This is a genomic window from Photobacterium sp. DNB23_23_1 (genome assembly GCF_052873815.1).
Map to the genome: position 1 here is coordinate 34744 of NZ_JBNNXT010000006.1, position 20173 is coordinate 54916.

Here is a 20173-nt window from a genome sequence, read left to right on the forward strand (position 1 = left end):
GCAAGATAACGTTCAGATATTGTTCAGTCAAACCTTGGAATGACAAAAAAACGGCGACTTCTCACCCAAAGGCCGCCTAATTATTGACACGAAAGCATTTTATTCAGTGTAAATAGATGTAAATAATTCTTGGTTTTGCGACATGGCGATAAACTTGTCATAGTCGTAAACATCGTTGCGATAATTTACCAAGCCATCATTATCAACCCACGCAGTTTGATAGATCACCTGTATTTTCACCTTATTGGACAAGCCAACTGTCTTGGTTTTCGTACGTGCCTTGAGCTGATTCACTCGCTGCTCCGTCACGCCAGAATGATTGAGTAAAATCATTGCCAAGTTGCCAGCCTGCTCTACCCTGACACAGCCGGAACTGAATGCCCTGGACTCTTTGGCGAACAAGCTTTTGGCTGGGGTATCATGCAGGTAGATTGCTTGGTCGTTTGGCATGTTGAATTTAAACCGACCCAGTGCATTTCTATTACCCGGCTTTTGCCGTAACCGGTATGGGAAGGATTTAGCATTAACGATACGCCAGTCAATGGTATGGATAGGAATTTGCTCTGAGCTCTGCCAGCTTCTTATCACGGCAAAGCCATTACGGTGCAGGTACCCTCTGTCTCTTCGTGCCTTGGGCAGGATATCCTTGCGCATGATCGACATCGGCACATTCCAGTATGGATTGAACACCACAGACGAAACATTGGTAGTCATCAACGGAGTCCGGCGACTAGGTCTACCTACTATGACTTTACTGTCGAGCACATGCCTATCATTCAGCCACAGGCTTAACTCGTAATTAGGAATATTGACCACCAGCAGTGACGAAGCGTCCGAAGGCCATAACCGGGTACGCTGGGCATTAAGGGCTAGAACACGAATACGGGACTTGGGTGATATCGCCAACCATTGACGTGTTTGCGGGCCAATTGCCCCATCGACTTTCAGCCCGTGGCGGCGCTGGAAACTCTTCACTGCATTGGCTAGGTCTACGTTATAGGTTCGCACCCCTGCTGCACGGATCTGGTCAGCTTCGAAGTCACGCAAATCGCCCAACTTCTCCAATACTGTGATAAGCGATTCCGGGTTTTTCAACCGAGTGCCAAGCCGGATGATCCCCGGTTGATAGAACCCAGGCCAGTTATCATTGGCTGATGGCTCGAGAGCATCAATAGCCAATAATAAACGGGTGTAGTTTTCATCGTCTGGCTTGAGAGTATTGATATAAAAGCGCAATCGCTCGGTATCAATTGCGTTGTACAACCGGGATAAGGTCGCTTCAGATGGCATTGGTAACTGGGGATCGACCCCTGCACCAAATAACCACCCTTTACCATAAGATGGGATCCCCTCGACATAACTCATGTAGGCAAACAGAGTATCGGTAGCCAGCAAGTCATACTGGCGCCAGTCGTTTGCTTGTTTGTAATGCTGGAGAAGTGAGTAGCGGCGGTTGAAATCACTACTGATATTCGACAGCACCACCATGCGTAGCTGCTGCTCGAAATCACTGGCAGTAAAGGTATCCTGCCACAGCGGAACAAAGCCAATACTCTGGTACAGATCTGCCAGTTCATCAATATAGCGAATGGCCGCTATATCGTTAGCAACTTCATGTACCCATTGACGGGCTTTCTTCTGCTGCAGGATATCATCTGAAAACTGTTGCTCCAGCTGATCTCTTGCAGATAATGGCTGTACCGGCCAGGCCTCTTCCTCAGCATGGTTCACCTGAGAGAAGACACACATTAGGACAAGCCCCACACGACTGAGCGTTAACATTACCAACTGACTCCTCATTGCCGTTATCATAATTATGGCAAGTTTGATCTATAACGGACTAAATTTAGCCGTCATTACCAGTTGGTAATGTTTCAAATCCTGACAACTGTCAGGATATTTGACATATTTTGCTATTAATAGGGCAACAATCTACCAATTGTACTTATGCAGTTAAATTACCGCCCCTTTCATTTCAGATAATATTCCAGTGGTTATCCCATATCACCGGACTTTGCACCATGGTTACCGCCTTAGGAGGATTAATCGATAAAACTTTTCCTGCGCCCGAGCCAACTAACCATTTCCCGCCCTTGACGCCGACTCCAGAGGCATCAACCAAAGGGCGCAGCTCAATCAGCTCACGGCTGGCTTCATGCCAAATCCCATAACAATTACCGCGGGGAGACGTTACCAATAGGTAACCATCCAGACTCGCAATACTGGCAATATAGTGGTTGAAACGCAGCCACTGCTCTTCCTCGGCCAACAGAGGTTTAAGCGTTTCCCCCTCCCCTTTTCGATGGAGCGCCACGAGCGGAGCAGCCTCTTCAGGAAGACCTCGATATTGTTGCCCGCAGGCAATCCCGCCGGTATCGGTCACACTCAAATGACGAATACTTAACTGCTTATCGGCCAATACAGCCTTATCGACGATTTCCCCGGTTGTTCTATCAAGGTAGACAAGCGCGGGTTGCATGGTATCTAGATTCAGTGGTGTCCGGCCACGAGTATGAACACCACCGACGCCAATGGCCAATGTGTGGGTATCAGCCAGTACCACTTCGTGCGGCCCGATCCCGAACCCACTGAACTCTTCTACCTTTTCAAGTCGCCCCGACGCTAAACTACCCACCTCATAGACACCAATGATACCTTGACTGGTTTGACGCCCCCCTTCAGTGGCGTAGAGGTACTGACCATCAGGGGAAAACACGCCATGGCCATAAAAATGACGATTGGCAGGGGCAACGTAAAGCGGCCAAGCCCGACCTTGACGATAATCGAAGATCTGTAAATAGCTGCCCGGCCGACGACTAAATGCCGCCGCCAAGGGCCCGTTAGATTGCAATGCCACCCCATGGCCGCGATCAGGCAACGGTACTTGATAGAGCGGCGCACCATCATCACTCGCAACCACCACACTGTAGCGACCATCTGTTTGGCGGCTACAGCCGACAATTGCGGCTTTCCCATCATTGACGGAGCTTACTGCAATACCATTAGAGATCGTACGACTACACCCGCCCAAAGCACCTCCAGCCACGATGGCAGACAAAGGCCGAAGGGCGACACTGCCCAATGCACCAAGTAATAGCCGGCGCCGCGTTTTATCAGTCACCATCGGTTGCATTGAACCCCACCACGATACCCAACTCAGGAGCGACCTCGTCTTGCAGCGTTAGCTGGATATACTCCAGTCCATTAAAAATGGCGATCAGCTGACGGTAACCCTCACGACTTTTAAGCATGCTAGTCATCGACGGCTCTTTCGGCCAAGTGGCCAGCAAATTGGTAAATTGGTCAACGAGACGATCAGCTGTTTCTGCATAGCCTTTGTGACGTAACAGCTGATCCAGACCGTACCCATCAGCAAGATATAGTTGCTGCATAGCGGTTACATTGGTCTTTAGGTTCATCATCGACGTGCCAGAGCGCCATGACTCAGCCTGATAGGGCTTAGGAGTACCGGGCTTACCCATTGGCCGCTGCAGCTTCTTAATGCTGTAATCAAGCTGATTGTTCAGCGCCCCAAGGTACTCCCCTAATGCCAGCTCAGGCGTCATGGTTTGCCATGGGTTTTCTTGCCATGCGCTAACCAATGTATTCCCGCTCTGATTGACATGAGTAGTCACCGCCTCAGCTAACTGGCAGCCTTTCTCTGACTGTAATGCTTGCGGGTTGTCATACAAAAACCATTCGACAGCCCCCAGCCCCTGAACAGCAACACTTTGGCTGGTAAGATCATCAACAGTCCACACGTTATCCTGTTTCAATAACTGGCTAAGCTTACGTCCGGTGGTATTTTTCTTATCTGGCCAAAATTGAATTTGCCAACTGAGTGCCAGTGCCGCTTCACTGCCTTTCTCTCTACCTTGAAACGGCATCCAGCTCTGCATGGTGTGAGCCCAAGCCAGCTGTACTGTTTCCAACGATGCGGTACTGTCTTTCTGGCACAGTGCGGCCATCGAGGTGTTCAGCCTACTCGCCGCTGCTGAAAACTGATTGGCGGCGGCGAGGTGTTGCTGGTGAATGGTTTGACTTGTCTTGTTGGTATCGCTGTTACACCCAACCAACAGTGCTGTCGACAAGAACGCTAATGCAAAAGCACCATTATTCATACTTCTATCTCCTTATAATGAATGGAGAAAGGCGACTAATGCCTCTCGGTCAGGCTTGGAGAGTGCGACAACCTGATCACGGCTTTGCTGGGCTTCACCACCGTGCCAAAGAATCGCTTCCATCACATTGCGGGCGCGGCCATCATGCAGCAAGTTGGTATGACCGTTAACTTCCTGGGTATAACCTAACCCCCATAGCGGTGCCGTACGCCACTCTTGACCATTGGCAAGGTATTCGCCGCGGTTGTCTGCCAACCCCTCCCCCATATCATGGAGCAACAAATCGGTATAAGGGTTGATTAACTGCTCCGACAATGCAGGGGAAACGGTCGTCTTCGCTGTTTTGATTTGAGTGACATGACAGCTTTGGCACCCTACCTCGGCAAACAGCGCTTCACCTTTGATCACCTGTGGGTCATTGACATTGCGACGAGCAGGAACGGCTAAATGACGAGAGTAGAACTCAACAAATGTCAGGACATTGCGGCTCACTTCTGGCTTACCACCATTAGGCAGTTCATCACATACCGATTGCAGCAAGGAACAATTCTCGACCGGAAACAGTTCGCTTGTCAGGCCAAGATCGCCATTGAACGCCGCCGCATTTTGCTGCATCAGGCTTGGCTGTCCGGCTTTCCAACCAAAGCGTCCCGCAGCAAATGCCTGCGCTTCAACATCCCATACTCGATTGAGTTTGCCCGAAATACCTTTTGCTTCAGCTCGTTGCTCTTTGGCAATCTGCTCTAAAGTCTGCTCGGGGATAAGCTCAAGCAAACCAAGACCAATCATAGGAGGTGCCACCCGTGCTGACATCATCACCTGTGGGTGCATTGGGCCATACTGCAAATCGGTAATCGATAATTGCGGCTGACGCAAGGTAATAACCTCGCCACCAGCCATTGTTACCGGTACAGCCTGATAGGCCAGTTGAATTTGCCCTTCAGGCTTGGCGCCGGATAGTGAAAAGTCCTGTAACTGACCACCATAAATCGGATCGGGGATCACCCCATTTTTAATAATGGCCTGCTTTTGTTCGGCGGTTTGAGCTGGAATACTCAAACGAACCAGCATCGACACCGCGTTGGTATCGCCATCTTGAGGCGGATGACCTCGGCCATCTTTGATATGGCAATTCTGGCAACCATTAGTATTGAATAGTGGGCCTAAACCATCACGGGCATCGGTTGTTGCCGGCGCTTGTACCCAGGGGTTTCGAAAAAAACTGTTGCCGACACTGAAATCTAACCGCTTAGAAAGGGGCAAGTTGGCCGCTGGTAGGGAAAAAGCATTGCTACCGCTTTTTCTAACCGTCGTTTCACCGCCCGACTTCATCGCCAGAATATCTTCTGCTGACAGAGAGTTATCTTTCGTTTGGGCAAACACAGAAAAAGAAAATACGGTTGAGAGCAGCACTCCCGCTGCAAATAAATTAAAAGACAACGTCATTTTCATCGCTCAAAGTATAATTATTATGATGACGAAAGGGCTCATCCGAGCCCTTTGTCTATCGTGATATGCGTTTTCACATTAGAACTGGTGATCAGCCGTATCAGGGTTAAGGTTGCTTACCCCGATAATTGACGCTGCTTGCTCGATGCTCTCAGTCTGCTTAACCAATGCCATGATAGATTCGTTCACCAACGCGTTACCCGCCTGGTTACCTGCAGCGATAAGTTGATCAAACGCTTGGTTTTGTTTCTCTGCAGATTCAACCAAGGTGTAAACCTGACTACGGGCACGATCGAACTCAGCCTGAATAGCCTCTGCCGCGGCTTTGTCTTTATTAGCGACGAGGTCATGGATGCTCGGACCTGATACCAGGGTACCGTTCACACGCTTGTAGGTGCCGGTATAAACGTTGTAAATACCCTGCTCGTTGTAATAATGAGAGTTGTGGGTATTGTCCGAGAAGCAATCATGCTCATCTTCGGTGGAGTTTGCTTCCAGAGCCACTTTCATCCGCTCACCGGCCAATTCACCCAGCGAAAGCGAGCCCATACCAAATAGCATCTTGCGCAAGCCGTTATCCGCTGAATCAGCCAGCAACTCTGCACGGTAATTATCGTTAACTTCCGGAGACCACTGCTGGGTCATCCAGCTCAAATCATTTTGCAGCAGAACCGATGCCGCTTTGAGGTATTCTCGGCGGCGCTCACAGTTACCATTGGTACATGCATCACCGTAGGCAAAGTCAGTGAACTGACGCTGACCGGCCCCTGGGTTGGTGCCATTCAGATCTTGGCCCCACAACAAAAACTCGATCGCATGATAGCCAGTAGCCACGTTTGCTTCCGAGCCACCAATTTCGTTGAGGTCAGCCAATAACGCTGGCGTGATCTTAGCGGTATCAAGTTGTTGATTACCGACTTGAACAGACCTGCTGGCCACAATGTTAGCCTTGGCACCTTCGTTACCGAGTTCATACTGGTAATCATCAGCCACATAATCAATCAAGCCCTCATCAAGCGGCCACGCGTTAAGCTGGCCTTCCCAGTCATCAACGACAGAGTTACCAAAGCGAAACACCTCAGATTGCTGGTAAGGCACGCGAGATGCTTTCCAAGCCAATCGTGCTTTCTCGAGTGTTTGTTGTGAAGGGGAAGCAATAAACGTATCAATGGCTTTATCCAAGCCTTGTGCTGTCGTTAGCGAGTCACTGTATACACTGTGGGCAAGATCAGCATAGTGGGATACAACGTCTTGTTTGGAAACCGTCGTGGCGCTAACCATCGCTGGCGTTACCAAAAATGTAGCCATAATTAAGTTACGAGGAAATTGAGTCTTCATTATATTTTTCATCCATGTGAAAGCTGTTTTATAACCACAAACAACAATGTAAGTGATAACTATTATTATTACGGAAATAATAACCAAGTTTGTAACTGAATGTAAATTGTTTTTATTAAGCGATACATTGCATCTATATCCAATCACAAATCAGATCGAGACAACATTATGAAAAGTAAGGCTTCCAACTTTCGCCCGTTTGATGTAATTTCGCCGAGCACTAATTAGGAGAGTAAAATGGATAAGCACGAAGAGGTCTTGATTGCCCTACGACAAATCATCCGAGCGATCGATCTGCATTCCCGCAAATTGAACAAACTGGCTGGTTTAACAGGCCCACAGCTGGTGTTGATGCGTGCGATACGCGACTCCGGCGAAGTGACTATCCGTCAACTTTCCAATAACACCAATATGAGTCAAGCAACGGCAACCACTATTCTGGACCGATTGGAAAAGCGTAACTTGGTGGTCCGTGAGCGCAGCAAACTGGACAAGCGTAAAGTCCATGCCTACCTCACCGAGGAAGGAAAAGAATTGCTAGCAAAAGCACCGCAACCGCTGCAAGAAGATTTCGTTGCCCGTTTCCATCGCCTAGAAGAATGGGAACAATCATTACTGCTATCTTCTGTACAACGTATTTCATCAATGATGAATGCCGAACACCTTGATGTTGCAGCCATGCTAGAAGTTGGTAGCATTACTAAGCAAGAAACAGAACGATAAACGCGACTGTGCGGCATAGGATTTTCAATTGTTACTTGAAGGTATAGAAACGCTACTGGTACTGGCCCAAGAAGGTACCATGAGTAAGGCAGGAAGCCGTTTGTACCTAAGCCAAAGCGCCGTCAGCAAACGTATTGCCAAACTGGAAAAGCGGATCGGTAAGAAGCTTATTGAACCTGATGGGCGGCGTATAAAGCTAACGGCCGATGCCCTTCAGTTGATCACGGCTGTAGAGCCGGGTTTCAAGGCATTGAAAGGGCAGATTTTTGATCAACTCGATGTAGATGATCACACCCTTATTCACATCGCTTGCTCGGAAACTTTGGTTGCCGGTTATTTGGCCCCTTTTATGGGTAAATACATCCAACAAGATCCTTACCTTGCCATAAGCACTCACCATACCCCGGTCATTGTCGAGAAAGTACAGTCTGGGGATGCCGCTGTCGGCTTCTGCGCCGGTCACCTACCACCGCAACACGGGTTGGCTGTGACCCATTTGTTTGACGAACCATTTTCTGTTGTCAGTCACCAACCGCTTGAGCAACAGCCCAATCAGTTATTGGTTAATGACTTAAAAAATCCGGCTAATGCCAACCAAGTCAGTACATTGCAAAAAGCGGGAGTTGCTCCGCTAATGGAAATGGACTCCTATACCGCTGCCGCCCAACTTGCATTGGGCGGTGTCGCAGCCGCATTGGTGCCAATTTCAATTGTTAGAACCCTTAAAATAGCGCCTCACCACTGCCACCACTTCCCTTTTCTTGATGAATTAACCCGTCCGGCCCAGCTTTGCTATCGCCAAACGAGTTTCCAATCCACTCGGATCCGCCGACTTATTGAAACCATTGCGGATTCTGTTCGACTAGCAATTTAGCCGCCATACACATTGAGGTGATCACCACCATCGGCCTGATCAACTTACGTCCCTTAGATATGACAACTTTAGCGCCCATTCTCGCCCCGATAAAGCCACCAACGGCCATGATAATCCCGATTTCCCAAACAGGCAGACCGGCAAAAATAAAAAACAGCAAAGCTGCAAAATTCGAGGTGAAGTTCAGAATTTTAGTTCGCGCGGTCGCTTCTACCAGACCAAACTGAGCGATAGCAACAAAACAGATGGTGTACAGTGCACCCGCCCCAGGACCAAAAAAGCCATCGTAAAAGCCAATACTGGTACCCACGGTCAGAGCAAAAACATTCTCCGACAATTTCGGCGTACCGCCTCCCTGCCCGACCTGCGGTGCGAACAAAAAATACAAAGAAATACACACCAGCAAGATAGGGAGCAGTTGCGTTAATAACCCTGCATCAATGCGCTGGACTAACTCAGCGCCGACAGCTGCTCCGATGAAGGTGAACACTATCGCATTGCGCATTTCACGCAGACTAACCAACCCATTACGAACGAAGTACAGCGACGCTGAGAAACTGCCAAATGATCCCTGTAACTTATTGGTTGCCAATGCTTGTGTTGGCGGTACTCCCGCAGCGAGCAAAGCAGGTACCGTTAACAGTCCCCCCCCTCCTGCAATGGCATCAATAAAACCCGCCAGTCCTGCTACAAGAAACAGCAGACCCAATACTTCCAATGACAATTCCATTTACTCACTTCTCTTCGTTTAGCTTTGAGTGCAGGAAAGTACCACTCACATCCACTTCGGAATAGCGAAACGTCGGACGACAACCCATTCCAGTTTGGAATAGGTTGGCCTGATTCACTATGACCCGTTCATGCAGCTAACTCAGTTTCAAATCAGCATGTTGACGCAATGCTTGCCATACTTGCTCCCCAGCTGGGTGCAAACGGGCTTGGTAACGGTAAGCGTAATAGGTGATGGGAAGTCGAAGTGAGTCATCGCCAACAATAGCGACCTTCCCACTTTCAAGCTCGTGCTTTATGGCGTAATCCGGCAGCCATGCTATACCTAATCCTTGCAGTACCAATGACTTCAACAAGTCTGTCATTGATGACAGGAATACGGGTTGCAAGTTGACCTGATCCCGGACTGCCTCGACTTGACGCCCCATGTAAGAGCTCGGGCTGTACGCCAGCCAAGGCACTTCCTTATTAGTGGCAATTCTATAAAGCGGTTTGCCCGCACTATCGCAAGCACATACCGGTAGTAGTTCTGCTTGGCCAATTTGCAAAGACTGGTATGGCGGCAAACGCAGCAATTCATCATCGAACGCAAGCAATAGGTCACACCCTCCCTCTTGCAGCTCTTCTATCGCCTCATCGACATCGATCGCTTCGACACTCAACACCGGCTTATGTTTGCCTGCGAGTAGTTCCAATTGAATAGACGGAACGAGGCTGGTTGCCAATGAATGGGCAGCCGCAACACGGACATTGTTTCCCCCCAATTTTGACAAGTCTGAAAGTTGACCCACGCCGTCCATAATCTGATTGATCAAGGTTCTGGCTGTCATTCGGAACAATCGGCCACTGGGTGTAAGCGCTACCGGCGTCTTACTACGATCAATCAACTCTGCACCGACCGTTTGCTCTAGCGCTTTGATCCGGCGGCTAAATGCAGGCTGGGTTACATTACGCTTTTCTGCTGCCAGCGAGAAGTTTCTCACCTCGGCTAACGCCAAAAAATCTTCTAACCACTTACTTTCAATATTCATAACAGTTCAACCCGCTCTTCCCTAACCAGAAGCAACGGCAGTATAGCGAAACCCAGTACACACACAGAAATATTTCAAGCTATTGGGATCACAGTTTTGGCTCATAGCCATACTGATTTTGCATGACAGGCTCAGCAACGGCATTTCTCAGCGCGACAGCGCTCCCCTATAGTGAACTCAGTGAAAAATAGTGTAGGAACAATAAAATGAGCAGGAAATTAGGTATATTGGGCGGAATGGGGCCACTCGCCACTGTCGAGTTCATGCAAAAAATTATCGCGCAGACACCCGCTAGCAGTGATCAACAACATATCCCTATGCTGGTTAGTAATAATCCTCAGATCCCCGACCGTACCGCTTTTCTGCTCAGTAACGGCGACGATCCCTATCAAGTACTGAAACAAGGTATGGAACAACTCGAACAAGCAGGGGCCGAATGCATCGTCATGCCTTGTAATACCGCGCACTACTGGTATCCCCGACTGAGTAATACCAGCCGGGTACACATGATCAGCATTCTTGACAGTGTTGTTACTGAAGCCCAACAGCGTGGCTACCAAAAAGTCGGTATTCTGGCCACCACGGCGACCATGACGACCCGAATGTACCAAACCAAACTAGCGCAAAAACAAATTGCGGCCATTGCACCAGATCAAGACCAGCAACAAGCAGTGATGGCAGGGATCTATGCCGTAAAAGCCGGTGATGTCGAACAGGGTCACCGCTTAATGAAACCGGTCTTTGATGCCCTACTTGAACAAGGCGCTGATGCCGTGCTCTTGGGGTGTACTGAAATCCCGGTCGCTCTTGCAGAAACGGGCTTTCACCAGCCAGAAAAATGTCTGGACTCACTCAATATCTTGGCAAAAGCATGTATTGATTGGGCAACAGCCGACTCTGCCGAACTCGTTGCCTGATAACCTCTATATACACAACTAAACAAAAGAAATAATAGCATCGACCCATTTCGGGTTTTGCTCGACCAGCAGCTTAACGGCCATGACCATCGATACCATTACCACTAAAGGGCGGATCAACTTCCGCCCTTTGGTAACCACCACTTTCGCTCCCAACCTTGCGCCAATAAAGCCACCCAGCGCCATCACCAAGCCGATTTCCCAAATGGGTAAACCCGCAAAAATAAAAAACAGTAGCGCTGCAAAATTAGACGTAAAGTTAAGTACCTTGGTTTTTGCGGTCGCTTCAACAATCCCCAACTGAGCGATCACGACAAAACAGACAGCAAACAATGAACCGGTTCCCGGGCCAAAAAAGCCATCGTAGAAGCCGATGCCAGTCCCCACCGTCAAGGCAAACCCCGCTTGACTTAGCTTAGGGGTTCCGCCCCCGTCACCCGCGTCTGGGGCAAATAGGAAGTAGAGTGCAATCGCCACGAGAAGGCCCGGAATCACCTGAGTTAACGTTCCGGCATCCATATACTGGACAAGCAATGCCCCTGCCGCAGAGCCAACAAACGTACACACTATTGCCAAACGCATATCGTTGAGATTAACCAAGCCGTTACGGACAAAATACAAGGTGGCAGAGAAGCTGCCGAATGAACTTTGCAGTTTATTGGTTGCCAATGCTTGAGCCGGAGGGATCCCTGCAGCTAATAATGCTGGCACGGTAAGCATACCTCCACCGCCAGCGATAGCATCAATAAAGCCCGCAAGGCTAGCAACCACAAACAGGGCCCCAATAATTTCCCAAGAAAATTCCATACTATTCCCAACACCCAAGTTATAACACAGCAACTGGCAAGCACCTTTTGGCCTTCTGTCACGCCAGAGGCCCGATAGAATACGGATTTTCATTCAGTAATTAAATTTCTTTTTTCAGCCTGAAGCACTGATACCAACCTGGATAAACTGGTCCGCGCGAAGACGAACCCCTCGACGACCCGGAAGAGTTCCATTTAGTCATCGTCGATATTGGTCGCTCTCATATATTGGGATCGGAGTTCAAAGATATTCCTGCGCTGTGTTCGCTGGGCAAGGGCTCTCCCGCAACCTGACGGCCAACCGTTCCGCAGCTAGTTTTAAAAACAGACAATTAACCCCGGAGTCTTGAACATGAGCGATATCATCAACCGCGAGCACTTTCTCGATAACATCGCCGCCAAACTGGGGCGTCCACGACAAATCAAACCGGTGAAGCGCCCGTCCCTGCTCTATACGTGCCACCACGAGGTCATGGCGGGAAAAAGCAGTGATGAACTCAAACACATCCTGATCGACTACACCCGCAAGGCACTGGGAGCCCATGCTCTGGTCACCACCAAAGACGGCTTAAGCGAATCACTGCGTCAGGTGTGTGCCGATTACTGTAATGATGAAACCGCAGCCAGCCCGTCCAAAACCCCTAGCGAAACCTTGGTGTCCGCTGATCCGAGATTGCTCGAACTGTTTGATCCCGAACAACTTGATAGTGACGTTCATAGTGTCCATGTATGGAATACCCAGCTGGGTTATGGACCAAATATCAAGATAGCCGAACGGGCAAAAGTGGGGATCGTTTATGCCGAGCAAGCGCTGGCAGAATCTGGCACCATGGTGCTGTATAGCCAACCGGCACAAGGCCGGGCGATTAGTCTACTTCCTGAAGCCTCGGTCTTTGTCGTCCCCAAAAGTGCACTGGTGGCCCGCTTGACCCAAGCAACCGCTGAGCTGTACAAAAAAGCCCAGCAAGGGGAAAGGCTACCCTCATGCGTGAACTTTATCTCCGGACCCAGTTCTACCGCCGATATTGAGCTTATCAAGGTTGTCGGGGTCCATGGCCCAGTCCATGCCACCTATATCATCATTGATGATCTGTAGCAGTAAAACTTAATTGCGATTCCGGCACATTTCGGCAGGGAATGACAACTGAACCATGATATGGCGGATGAACAGTTCGTCATACCCCTGTTCGTCGAGTGCTTTTTGCATGCAATGCAACCATATTTCTTTCTCTGCGACACCAATCGCCAAATGGCGATGTGCGCCCGGTAGGTTCATCATCCCAAACTTCTCTTCATAGCGCGAAGGACCACCGAGCCAACCAACAAGGAAAGTCGTCAGCTTGTCGATGGACTCCGCTAGGTCGTCACCGTGCATCTGACGCACTTTCTTTGCCTGCGGTAACGTATCCATATGACGATAAAATGATTCAACCAGGGTCCTTATCCCTTCTTCACCGCCTGCCGCGTTGAAAGTATTCTCTGCTACCGTGTAATCGGGTGCTGTTTTTACTTGGACGGTGTAATCATTGGGTCTGTATGGCTTCATGTCTATCTACAACTTACAGCTATCTGGCATATCAATAGACTAATTATACGGAATATTTAACGATGAGTGCTGTATGACATCTCAGAAAAAAGCCACCGGTAATGGTGGCCTTCTCTTCTATTATGCCAATGCTCGATCAAGACTCAACGATCGGCCCACCGAATGCGGTAACCGGCGGTACTTCTCCTTTGAATTTTTCGATGTCCGCCACCACGGTATTAGCGCTAGTTGCCTGAGCCAGTTCGGATGAGCCCACATCCATAGTCAAGGTATTCGGATCACCGTACGTATCAATGGCACCTAGCTTCTCATTAAGCGGCCCATACCAAGCCCCTTCATGAATACGGATCACGCCGGGTGGGTAATCAGGGGATACCACCGCACCAGCTAACAGCTGGCCGCGGTCGTTAAACACCCTGACCAAATCACCATCGCTGATCCCCCGGGCTTTAGCGTCTTCCGGACTGATATAGACCGGCTCGCGATCTTGTACCGTATAAGTTGCGCGATATTCGTCTGATTCACACATCTGTGAGTGCAACCGCTTGTCAGGGTGGCAGGACTGTAGCCAGAGAGGATGCTTATCAGATCCCGGCCCGCCGTGCGAGCGCTCAGCTTTTTCAAACCACATCGGATGCCCTTGGCAGTGTTCGTAGTTATAGCTGGCAATCTTGCGGCTGTAGATTTCAATAAACCCTGACGGTGTTCCCAACGGATTGATTTCCGGATCTTCACGAAAGTCAGCATGACGGACGAAGTTCTTACCCTCACCAAAATCAACCCAACCCGCTTGCCCGACTTCCCAGAACTGATCGAACTCCGGCATTTCAAAGTTGGCCTTGTTGGCTTCACGGCATTCATCGTAAAGCGAGCGTACCCACTCCATCTCATCCATACCGCGAGTGTATTCCTTGTTGCGGCCAAAGCGTCGGCAGAAATCAGTAAAGATATCGAAATCAGTTCGTGATTGATAAAGCGGATCCACCAGTTTGTGCATCGCCAATATACCGGTGCCCGAATACGCCCCGTACAAGTCGATATCATTGCGTTCAAACTGAGTACAGGCAGGCAGCACGATATCCGAGAAGCGGCACGTCGCCGTCCAAGCAAAATCGATAGTCACAACGGTTTGCAGCTTCTGGAACGCGGTTTTCATCCGGTTGCGATCTTGGTGGTGGTGCCAAGGGTTACAACCACTGACCACCAGCATTTTGGTATCGGGTAGGATGACCTTCGCACCGTTATAATTAATTTCCTTACCAGGTTCGAGAATCGCATCAATCCAACGGGCAACAGGAATAGTCCGGCTGTAGCCCTTGAAGTCGTTGTTATCCCATTTCGGCTTTTTACCTTCATCCACATTACGCGGGAAACCACCAGGGCCTGCAGCCCCCGTAGGTGGGATCCCCACCCCACTGTAGTGGTGAGAATAGGAAATACCACCACCCGGCAAGCCGATCTGACCCAGCATGGTAGCGATCACCGCACCCATCCAATATGGCTGCTCACCGTGTTGCTGACGCTGCACCGCCCAACCAAAGATCAACTGGGTACGGTCACTGGCCAGCAAACGGGCAAACTCACGGATATCATCGGCTTTCACACCACAGATAGGCTCCGCCCATTCCGGGGTTTTCTCTACATTGTCTTTCGATTCACCCAATACATAAGGGATAAATTCATCGAAGCCCAAGGCATAGGTGTCGATGAATTCTTTATCGTACAAGTCTTCTTTATACAAGGTGTGGGCGATAGCCAACATGAATGGCACATCGGTTTGGGGATTGACATAAAGCTGATCGCACTCAAAGTAGTTTTGGCTTTTCGACTTCACCGGATCCACCGAGATCACTTTGATCTCCCCCTTGGCAATCTTGTCTTTGAGTTGCTCGTAATACATATAGGAATCGTGGGTCTCGCACTGCCAGCCCACTTGGGTATTCTTGATTGGATCATTGGCCCATAACACGACCGTTTTACTGTTGGCCAGAATATCAGGCCAAGAAGTACCTTGGGCATAGACCTCGGTTGAACCTAGCACATAAGGCATAATGGTCTGACCGGCACCGGTCGAGTAATCCCCCACCTTAGTCATGAAGTTACCGTGCATACCCACGGCACGTTGCATATGGTTACCACAGCTATGGAACTGTCCGGTTTGACGCCAGCCAGTCATGCCGGCATGCAGCGCCCAAGGTCCGTAGTCCTTTTGGATCCGTTCTAACTCGTTGTAGAAGATATCTAGCGCTTCATCCCAAGTAACCCGAACAAAACGGTTATTACCCCGGGTATCACCGCTGTACTTGTGCTTCTTCAGCCAGTCGAGGCGGATCATAGGATAACGGACTCGGGAAGGATTATAGATAATACCTTTGACCCCATTGATCATATCAGTCGGGTACTTGTCCCGCTCTAACGGCTTGATCTCAGTAACCTTGCCGTTATAGATCTTGGCGCGAAAAGCCCCCCAATGAGACCCGGTCGTTTTCCATACCCCGTCCGCCGAATACGGTGACGACACCTCTTCGGCAGCGCGGGCAACAGAGGTGAGTAAACTTGGACCGATAACACCAACAGCACTCGTTGTTACCAGCCCTGATAAAAATTGACGTCGACTCAGAGACATGTTCTTACCTCGCTTCGCTTCTTTTAATGGCCGGCATCAGAAAAATCTGATGAGTGTTTCTGTAGGTATTTCAGCACTAGAGCTTCACTATCACGGTCCAGATTGACGAATGCCAACATACCGTTGAACATACCCGGCCATGTATTCGCATCGAAGTGATTTTCTGCTGGTTGAGTATGGCAAGTACTACAGTTGTTGTTATAGGCAGGTCTCGCTTCATCCCAAATCGGTTCCACATCATCCATCAATGACTCTTTTGGCATCCACAGTTTCACCGTTACCCGCTGCCAACCCAAGCCAGTCAAATCATCTTCTTTCTCTTCAAATTTCTCGACCAAGGTGTCACTCAGTGCCGCATCTTTACTTAATGCCGCCGTCGGGATATTCAGACCGAAATCCTCATTAATCACCCGGCCAAAGCCCTTGGTTTTACGCCAACCGGCAATTTCAACCTGAACCACATTGTCTTTGACCTGCACGACCTTCACTTCGGAAGCAGGATTAAGCTCACCGCCATCGATGGTAAGCGCTTCATCTTCGTACATAGGCAGGTAGCGAACACTGAAGTAATTTTCCCCTTCTTTAAAAGAAGTATTGCTGGCTTTCTGGACCAACTGCTGAACCATGCCACCTGAAAGATTCATATTTCCAGGTAGCTCATGGGCTATCCCTTTGTGACAGTCAATACAGCTTTGATCCCGCTCAGCCGCTTGCTGCATCTGGGTACGAGCAAGATCCGACATCTCATCCCATTTCATGCTGTCGTAGTCGTGGCAGTTTTTACATTCCAGAGACCCGTTAGATGCAAAACGCTCCCACTCGTGGTTGGCAAGTTCTAGACGCTTTTCCAAAAATTTTTCACGGGTATTGATCGTTCCGAAAATCGCACCGTATACCTCTTTACTGGCTTGCATTTTACGGGCGATTTTGTCGGTCCAATTATGAGGAACATGGCAGTCTGGGCAGGTTGCCCTCACGCCGGAGTGATTTGACCAGTGTACCGTTTGCTGCAATTCCTCATAAACATTGTCACGCATCTCATGGCAGCTAATACAAAATTTCTCCGTATTGGTCATCTCGAGGGCGGTGTTAAAGCCCCCCCAAAAAATGATCCCGGCGATAAACCCACCAAGGGTCAATACGCCCAAACTAATATGCACTGCTGGACGCCAAAATGTCGCCCACAGTTTTTTCAAAGCACTCATCATAGTGTTTACCTATATCACCCTTTGCTCATTGCCCTGGCGTTCATATCTCGGCAATCGACATTACCCGTGACCTGGAGGTCCTACGAAAAACACTTGCATCGCCCACACGATAAAGCCGTAACCACCAACAATGGCAACAGCTAATATGGGAAACAAAAAAATGGTGATAAACAAAAAAGAGCGCCATTCATATTTGGCTTTCTCTTTGTCACTGACGGGTTCAGGGTTGCTCATTGCTTTTTTCCTTCTACCATTCTTTTTATCTGTCTCTTAAGTAAGGCTATACCTAATCCTTAAGAGCTAATTTCAGTAAGTATAGTTAAGGATTGAAACTGGACCCGTGATTGGTAATGAAAATGAAGGATTAGTGATGAGGGTAAAAACAAGCACAAAAAAAGGTGCCACTTGGCACCTTTTTTTTATTTTTGTTCTATATTTTTCAGCTTATTACAGTGAAGCGCTGTAGATAGTCTGATTTTGTTGATACAGCTTCAAACGCTGTTCGAACTTTGCATAACGCTGGCCTTCTGGCTCTTGCAGTTTACCGATTGCCGTTTGCTGGGCTTCAATCGCGCGGCGGAATTCACCGCAGGCGGCATAGGCAGCAGCAAGATTATCGTAGTCACCCGCATCACCTGTACCATTACGGCTCAATACTTGTTTGGCCAATTTCAATGCACGGTCACCGTCACGCATACGCTCATCCGAACATGTTGCATACAACCAAACTAAGTTTCGCTTTGATTCCAACGAACCACCATTTGCCGCTTCGTTAAACCACTTAATCGCATTTGCACAATCTGTTGATCCTGTTGCGCCTGACGCATAGTACATACCAAGCTCAACCATCGCAGGTACATCACCTTCATTGGCAGCTGCCGAGTACCAATGCAAAGCCTGCTCATTATCACGAGGCAACACTTCACCTTTCTTAAACAAATCGCCAATCAAGGTTTTGACTTCTGGCATATCTACTGCTGCTTTTTCCAACCAATACATGCCTTTTAGCGGGTCCGCTTTTAGACCATTGCTGCCTTCAAGGTACGCGCGCCCTAAAAATAGCTGCATATTCTTATCACCCTGCTCAGCTTCAAGCTCAACATAGTTCAGGGTTGATAGCAGGTGGTGCTCTGGAGAAGTGGTAATAGAAGCGTGGGCTGTCGTTGCACCGAACGCAACTAGGCCGAAAATGGCACCGAATACAACGTTTTTCAGGGTCTTGGTAGCTGGCATATCTCAGTCTCTTTCAAAGCGTTTGCGGTTTATGGGTAAGGAATTTAAAGAAGTAGCGGTCAAAAAACAACCACAAAAAAGAGGACTATTGAGACCAGAAAGGGTGACATACGGGGTTAATATTACTTTTGTCAGCAACTTAACGCTGACAAAAAAATATAGTCAAAAACCAAAAATGAGATATAGATCCGATTTCTATAGGCTACAAGATACGGATATAAGCTGAATAAAAGCTTGATAGCAGAATAATATGCGGGGGCTCGGGCTTTATTGCCCTATAAATGAAACAGCCAGACATTGTCTGGCTGTTATTCATATTATGCTTTTTATATAGATACTTACATCAATTACAGGTTACGATAATGCTCGTCACCGGCTTTGATGTACTGGTTTTCATATTTCGTTGATTCGCCATCAAGGTCAAGATCCAGATCGATTTGATTCGGTAAATCAAACAGCGCATCACACACCAGCACCACATCGTAGTTCCCTTCCGGCACATACTTCATTTCATAACCGTTGTCGTCACTGACCTTAGCCGTTTTTACCGGTGGATAATCCGAACCTAAATCACCATATTCAGGAGAGTCAGCGTCATAAAGATAAACATACGCATCTTTTACCGAAGTGCTACACGATGACACATCGATATCACCAAACAAGGTTCCTGCTGTGATATTGTCTACCACCTTGAAACCTTCATTCTTGAGGTAATAGGCTTGCTCAATGAGCTGAATCATACTCTTGAGGTCAAACGTCATAGTAAAAGTAGTCGGCACATCAATGTTAATATCTAAACCATCAAACGTTAGATCATCAACAATATCCATCTTCATCTTGTCGACTGGATTGCCGACATAAGAGTACGGTGTATCAAGGAAGTCACCGTAGCTACCTTGCAAGATGGAAAGAGCCATACTGGTGTACTCACCCACAGGTAACAGTTGCTCTGAAATTAAGTTGACCAGATCAATTCCCGTTACATCGTACAAGTCGATAACGATAAACTTCGGATAACCATCGTTATCAACCGGAATATCAGAATCAGCCGGGATACATTGTGTTGAATTGACCCCGTAAGGATCAGTCATACTCTTGGTCGTCCATTCCACGATAGTCCCAGCTAAATCCGTTACCTGCACCGCATCAATTGCAACACATGCCTGAAGATCATCCGCCCCCTTTGGTACTTCTGTGGGTGGTATAGAAACATCCACAGAAATTGGCACTGAAGAACCGTCATCCTGATTGGCTGCTGCGTCATTGTTTGCTGACGTTGACGCTGCCCCATCTGAATCACTACACCCGGCCACAATGAGCGTGGCGAGCACTGGTAGTATTATTTTTTTCATGTCATCACCCCTACGACAAAATAAAATCTGGCCTGTACCAAACCAATATGCTGGCCGCTTAGTGTTTGGTTATGTATTTGTGCACCATACCTGATCAAAACGAGGCAGCTAGCAAAGCCCTGTTTTAATCAAGCTGGCAAGTGGCCGAATCTGACAGTTAAAATTTTAGGCGGATATGGGAGGGCAAAAAATTTATCGTTGAGGTAATTAATTAATGAGA

General features: G+C 48.5%; 18 protein-coding genes. 4 read left to right on the plus strand and 14 right to left on the minus strand.

The features are described 5' to 3' along the window. Positions 1-99: 99 nt before the first annotated feature. The 5 genes from ACVA53_RS05745 to ACVA53_RS05765 all read right to left on the minus strand — a co-directional run bounded on the left by ACVA53_RS05745 (position 100) and on the right by ACVA53_RS05765 (position 6908). Entirely contained in the window at positions 100-1782 is a 1683-nt protein-coding gene (locus tag ACVA53_RS05745) for a L,D-transpeptidase family protein (protein ID WP_255040885.1), read from the minus strand. Between the two features lie 193 nt (positions 1783-1975). Continuing rightward, positions 1976-3124, minus strand: a complete 1149-nt coding sequence (locus ACVA53_RS05750) for a DUF1513 domain-containing protein (RefSeq protein WP_255040954.1) — start codon at positions 3122-3124, stop codon at positions 1976-1978. Further along, positions 3114-4121, minus strand: a complete 1008-nt coding sequence (locus ACVA53_RS05755; RefSeq protein ID WP_255040886.1) for an imelysin family protein — start codon at positions 4119-4121, stop codon at positions 3114-3116. Before ACVA53_RS05755 ends, ACVA53_RS05750 begins: the two co-directional genes overlap by 11 nt. Before the next feature lie 12 nt (positions 4122-4133). Further along, positions 4134-5573: a di-heme oxidoreductase family protein gene (locus ACVA53_RS05760; RefSeq protein ID WP_255040887.1), complete on the minus strand. Its 1440-nt coding sequence runs from the start codon at positions 5571-5573 to the stop codon at positions 4134-4136. Between the two features lie 75 nt (positions 5574-5648). After that, positions 5649-6908: an imelysin family protein gene (locus ACVA53_RS05765; protein ID WP_373689540.1), complete on the minus strand. Its 1260-nt coding sequence runs from the start codon at positions 6906-6908 to the stop codon at positions 5649-5651. A gap of 237 nt (positions 6909-7145) precedes the next feature. Here ACVA53_RS05765 and ACVA53_RS05770 point away from each other — a divergent pair, with 237 nt between their 5' ends. Then, positions 7146-7631, plus strand: coding sequence for a MarR family winged helix-turn-helix transcriptional regulator (locus ACVA53_RS05770; protein ID WP_255040888.1), 486 nt, complete (start codon positions 7146-7148; stop codon positions 7629-7631). Positions 7632-7659: 28 nt separating this feature from the next. Further along, entirely contained in the window at positions 7660-8505 is an 846-nt protein-coding gene (locus ACVA53_RS05775; protein WP_255040889.1) for a LysR family transcriptional regulator, read from the plus strand. Here the strand turns inward: ACVA53_RS05775 and ACVA53_RS05780 are convergent. Both ACVA53_RS05780 and ACVA53_RS05785 read right to left on the minus strand, forming a co-directional pair. Continuing rightward, a complete protein-coding gene (locus ACVA53_RS05780; protein ID WP_255040890.1) occupies positions 8465-9235 on the minus strand; it encodes a TSUP family transporter in 771 nt (256 codons plus the stop codon). The genes ACVA53_RS05775 and ACVA53_RS05780 overlap by 41 nt on opposite strands. A gap of 136 nt (positions 9236-9371) precedes the next feature. After that, the gene (locus ACVA53_RS05785) at positions 9372-10265 is read right to left on the minus strand and encodes a LysR substrate-binding domain-containing protein (RefSeq protein WP_255040891.1); all 894 of its coding nucleotides are present in this window, start codon (positions 10263-10265) and stop codon (positions 9372-9374) included. A gap of 206 nt (positions 10266-10471) precedes the next feature. On the opposite strand from ACVA53_RS05785, the gene ACVA53_RS05790 reads away from it, so the two are divergent. After that, the gene (locus ACVA53_RS05790; RefSeq protein WP_255040892.1) at positions 10472-11182 is read left to right on the plus strand and encodes an aspartate/glutamate racemase family protein; all 711 of its coding nucleotides are present in this window, start codon (positions 10472-10474) and stop codon (positions 11180-11182) included. An 18-nt stretch (positions 11183-11200) separates the two neighbouring features. Here the strand turns inward: ACVA53_RS05790 and ACVA53_RS05795 are convergent, their stop codons facing one another. Then, complete coding sequence (locus ACVA53_RS05795; protein ID WP_255040893.1) at positions 11201-11989, minus strand: TSUP family transporter; 789 nt, start codon at positions 11987-11989, stop codon at positions 11201-11203. A 351-nt stretch (positions 11990-12340) separates the two neighbouring features. Here ACVA53_RS05795 and ACVA53_RS05800 point away from each other — a divergent pair, with 351 nt between their 5' ends. Continuing rightward, entirely contained in the window at positions 12341-13084 is a 744-nt protein-coding gene (locus tag ACVA53_RS05800) for a LutC/YkgG family protein (protein WP_255040894.1), read from the plus strand. Positions 13085-13093: 9 nt separating this feature from the next. Here the strand turns inward: ACVA53_RS05800 and ACVA53_RS05805 are convergent, their stop codons facing one another. The 6 genes from ACVA53_RS05805 to ACVA53_RS05830 form a co-directional block, all read right to left on the minus strand. Beyond that, positions 13094-13534 carry a group II truncated hemoglobin gene (locus ACVA53_RS05805; protein WP_255040895.1) on the minus strand — a complete coding sequence of 147 codons (441 nt, stop codon included), beginning with the start codon at positions 13532-13534 and terminating at the stop codon, positions 13094-13096. A gap of 136 nt (positions 13535-13670) precedes the next feature. Then, positions 13671-16160 carry a trimethylamine-N-oxide reductase TorA gene (torA, locus tag ACVA53_RS05810; RefSeq protein WP_255040896.1) on the minus strand — a complete coding sequence of 830 codons (2490 nt, stop codon included), beginning with the start codon at positions 16158-16160 and terminating at the stop codon, positions 13671-13673. Between the two features lie 23 nt (positions 16161-16183). After that, positions 16184-17368, minus strand: a complete 1185-nt coding sequence (torC, locus tag ACVA53_RS05815) for a pentaheme c-type cytochrome TorC (RefSeq protein WP_255040897.1) — start codon at positions 17366-17368, stop codon at positions 16184-16186. A 60-nt stretch (positions 17369-17428) separates the two neighbouring features. Continuing rightward, entirely contained in the window at positions 17429-17602 is a 174-nt protein-coding gene (gene torE / locus ACVA53_RS05820; RefSeq protein WP_255040898.1) for a trimethylamine N-oxide reductase system protein TorE, read from the minus strand. A 213-nt stretch (positions 17603-17815) separates the two neighbouring features. Continuing rightward, positions 17816-18601, minus strand: coding sequence for a tetratricopeptide repeat protein (locus tag ACVA53_RS05825; RefSeq protein ID WP_255040899.1), 786 nt, complete (start codon positions 18599-18601; stop codon positions 17816-17818). A gap of 347 nt (positions 18602-18948) precedes the next feature. After that, positions 18949-19953, minus strand: a complete 1005-nt coding sequence (locus ACVA53_RS05830) for a membrane lipoprotein lipid attachment site-containing protein (RefSeq protein WP_255040900.1) — start codon at positions 19951-19953, stop codon at positions 18949-18951. Positions 19954-20173: the final 220 nt, after the last annotated feature.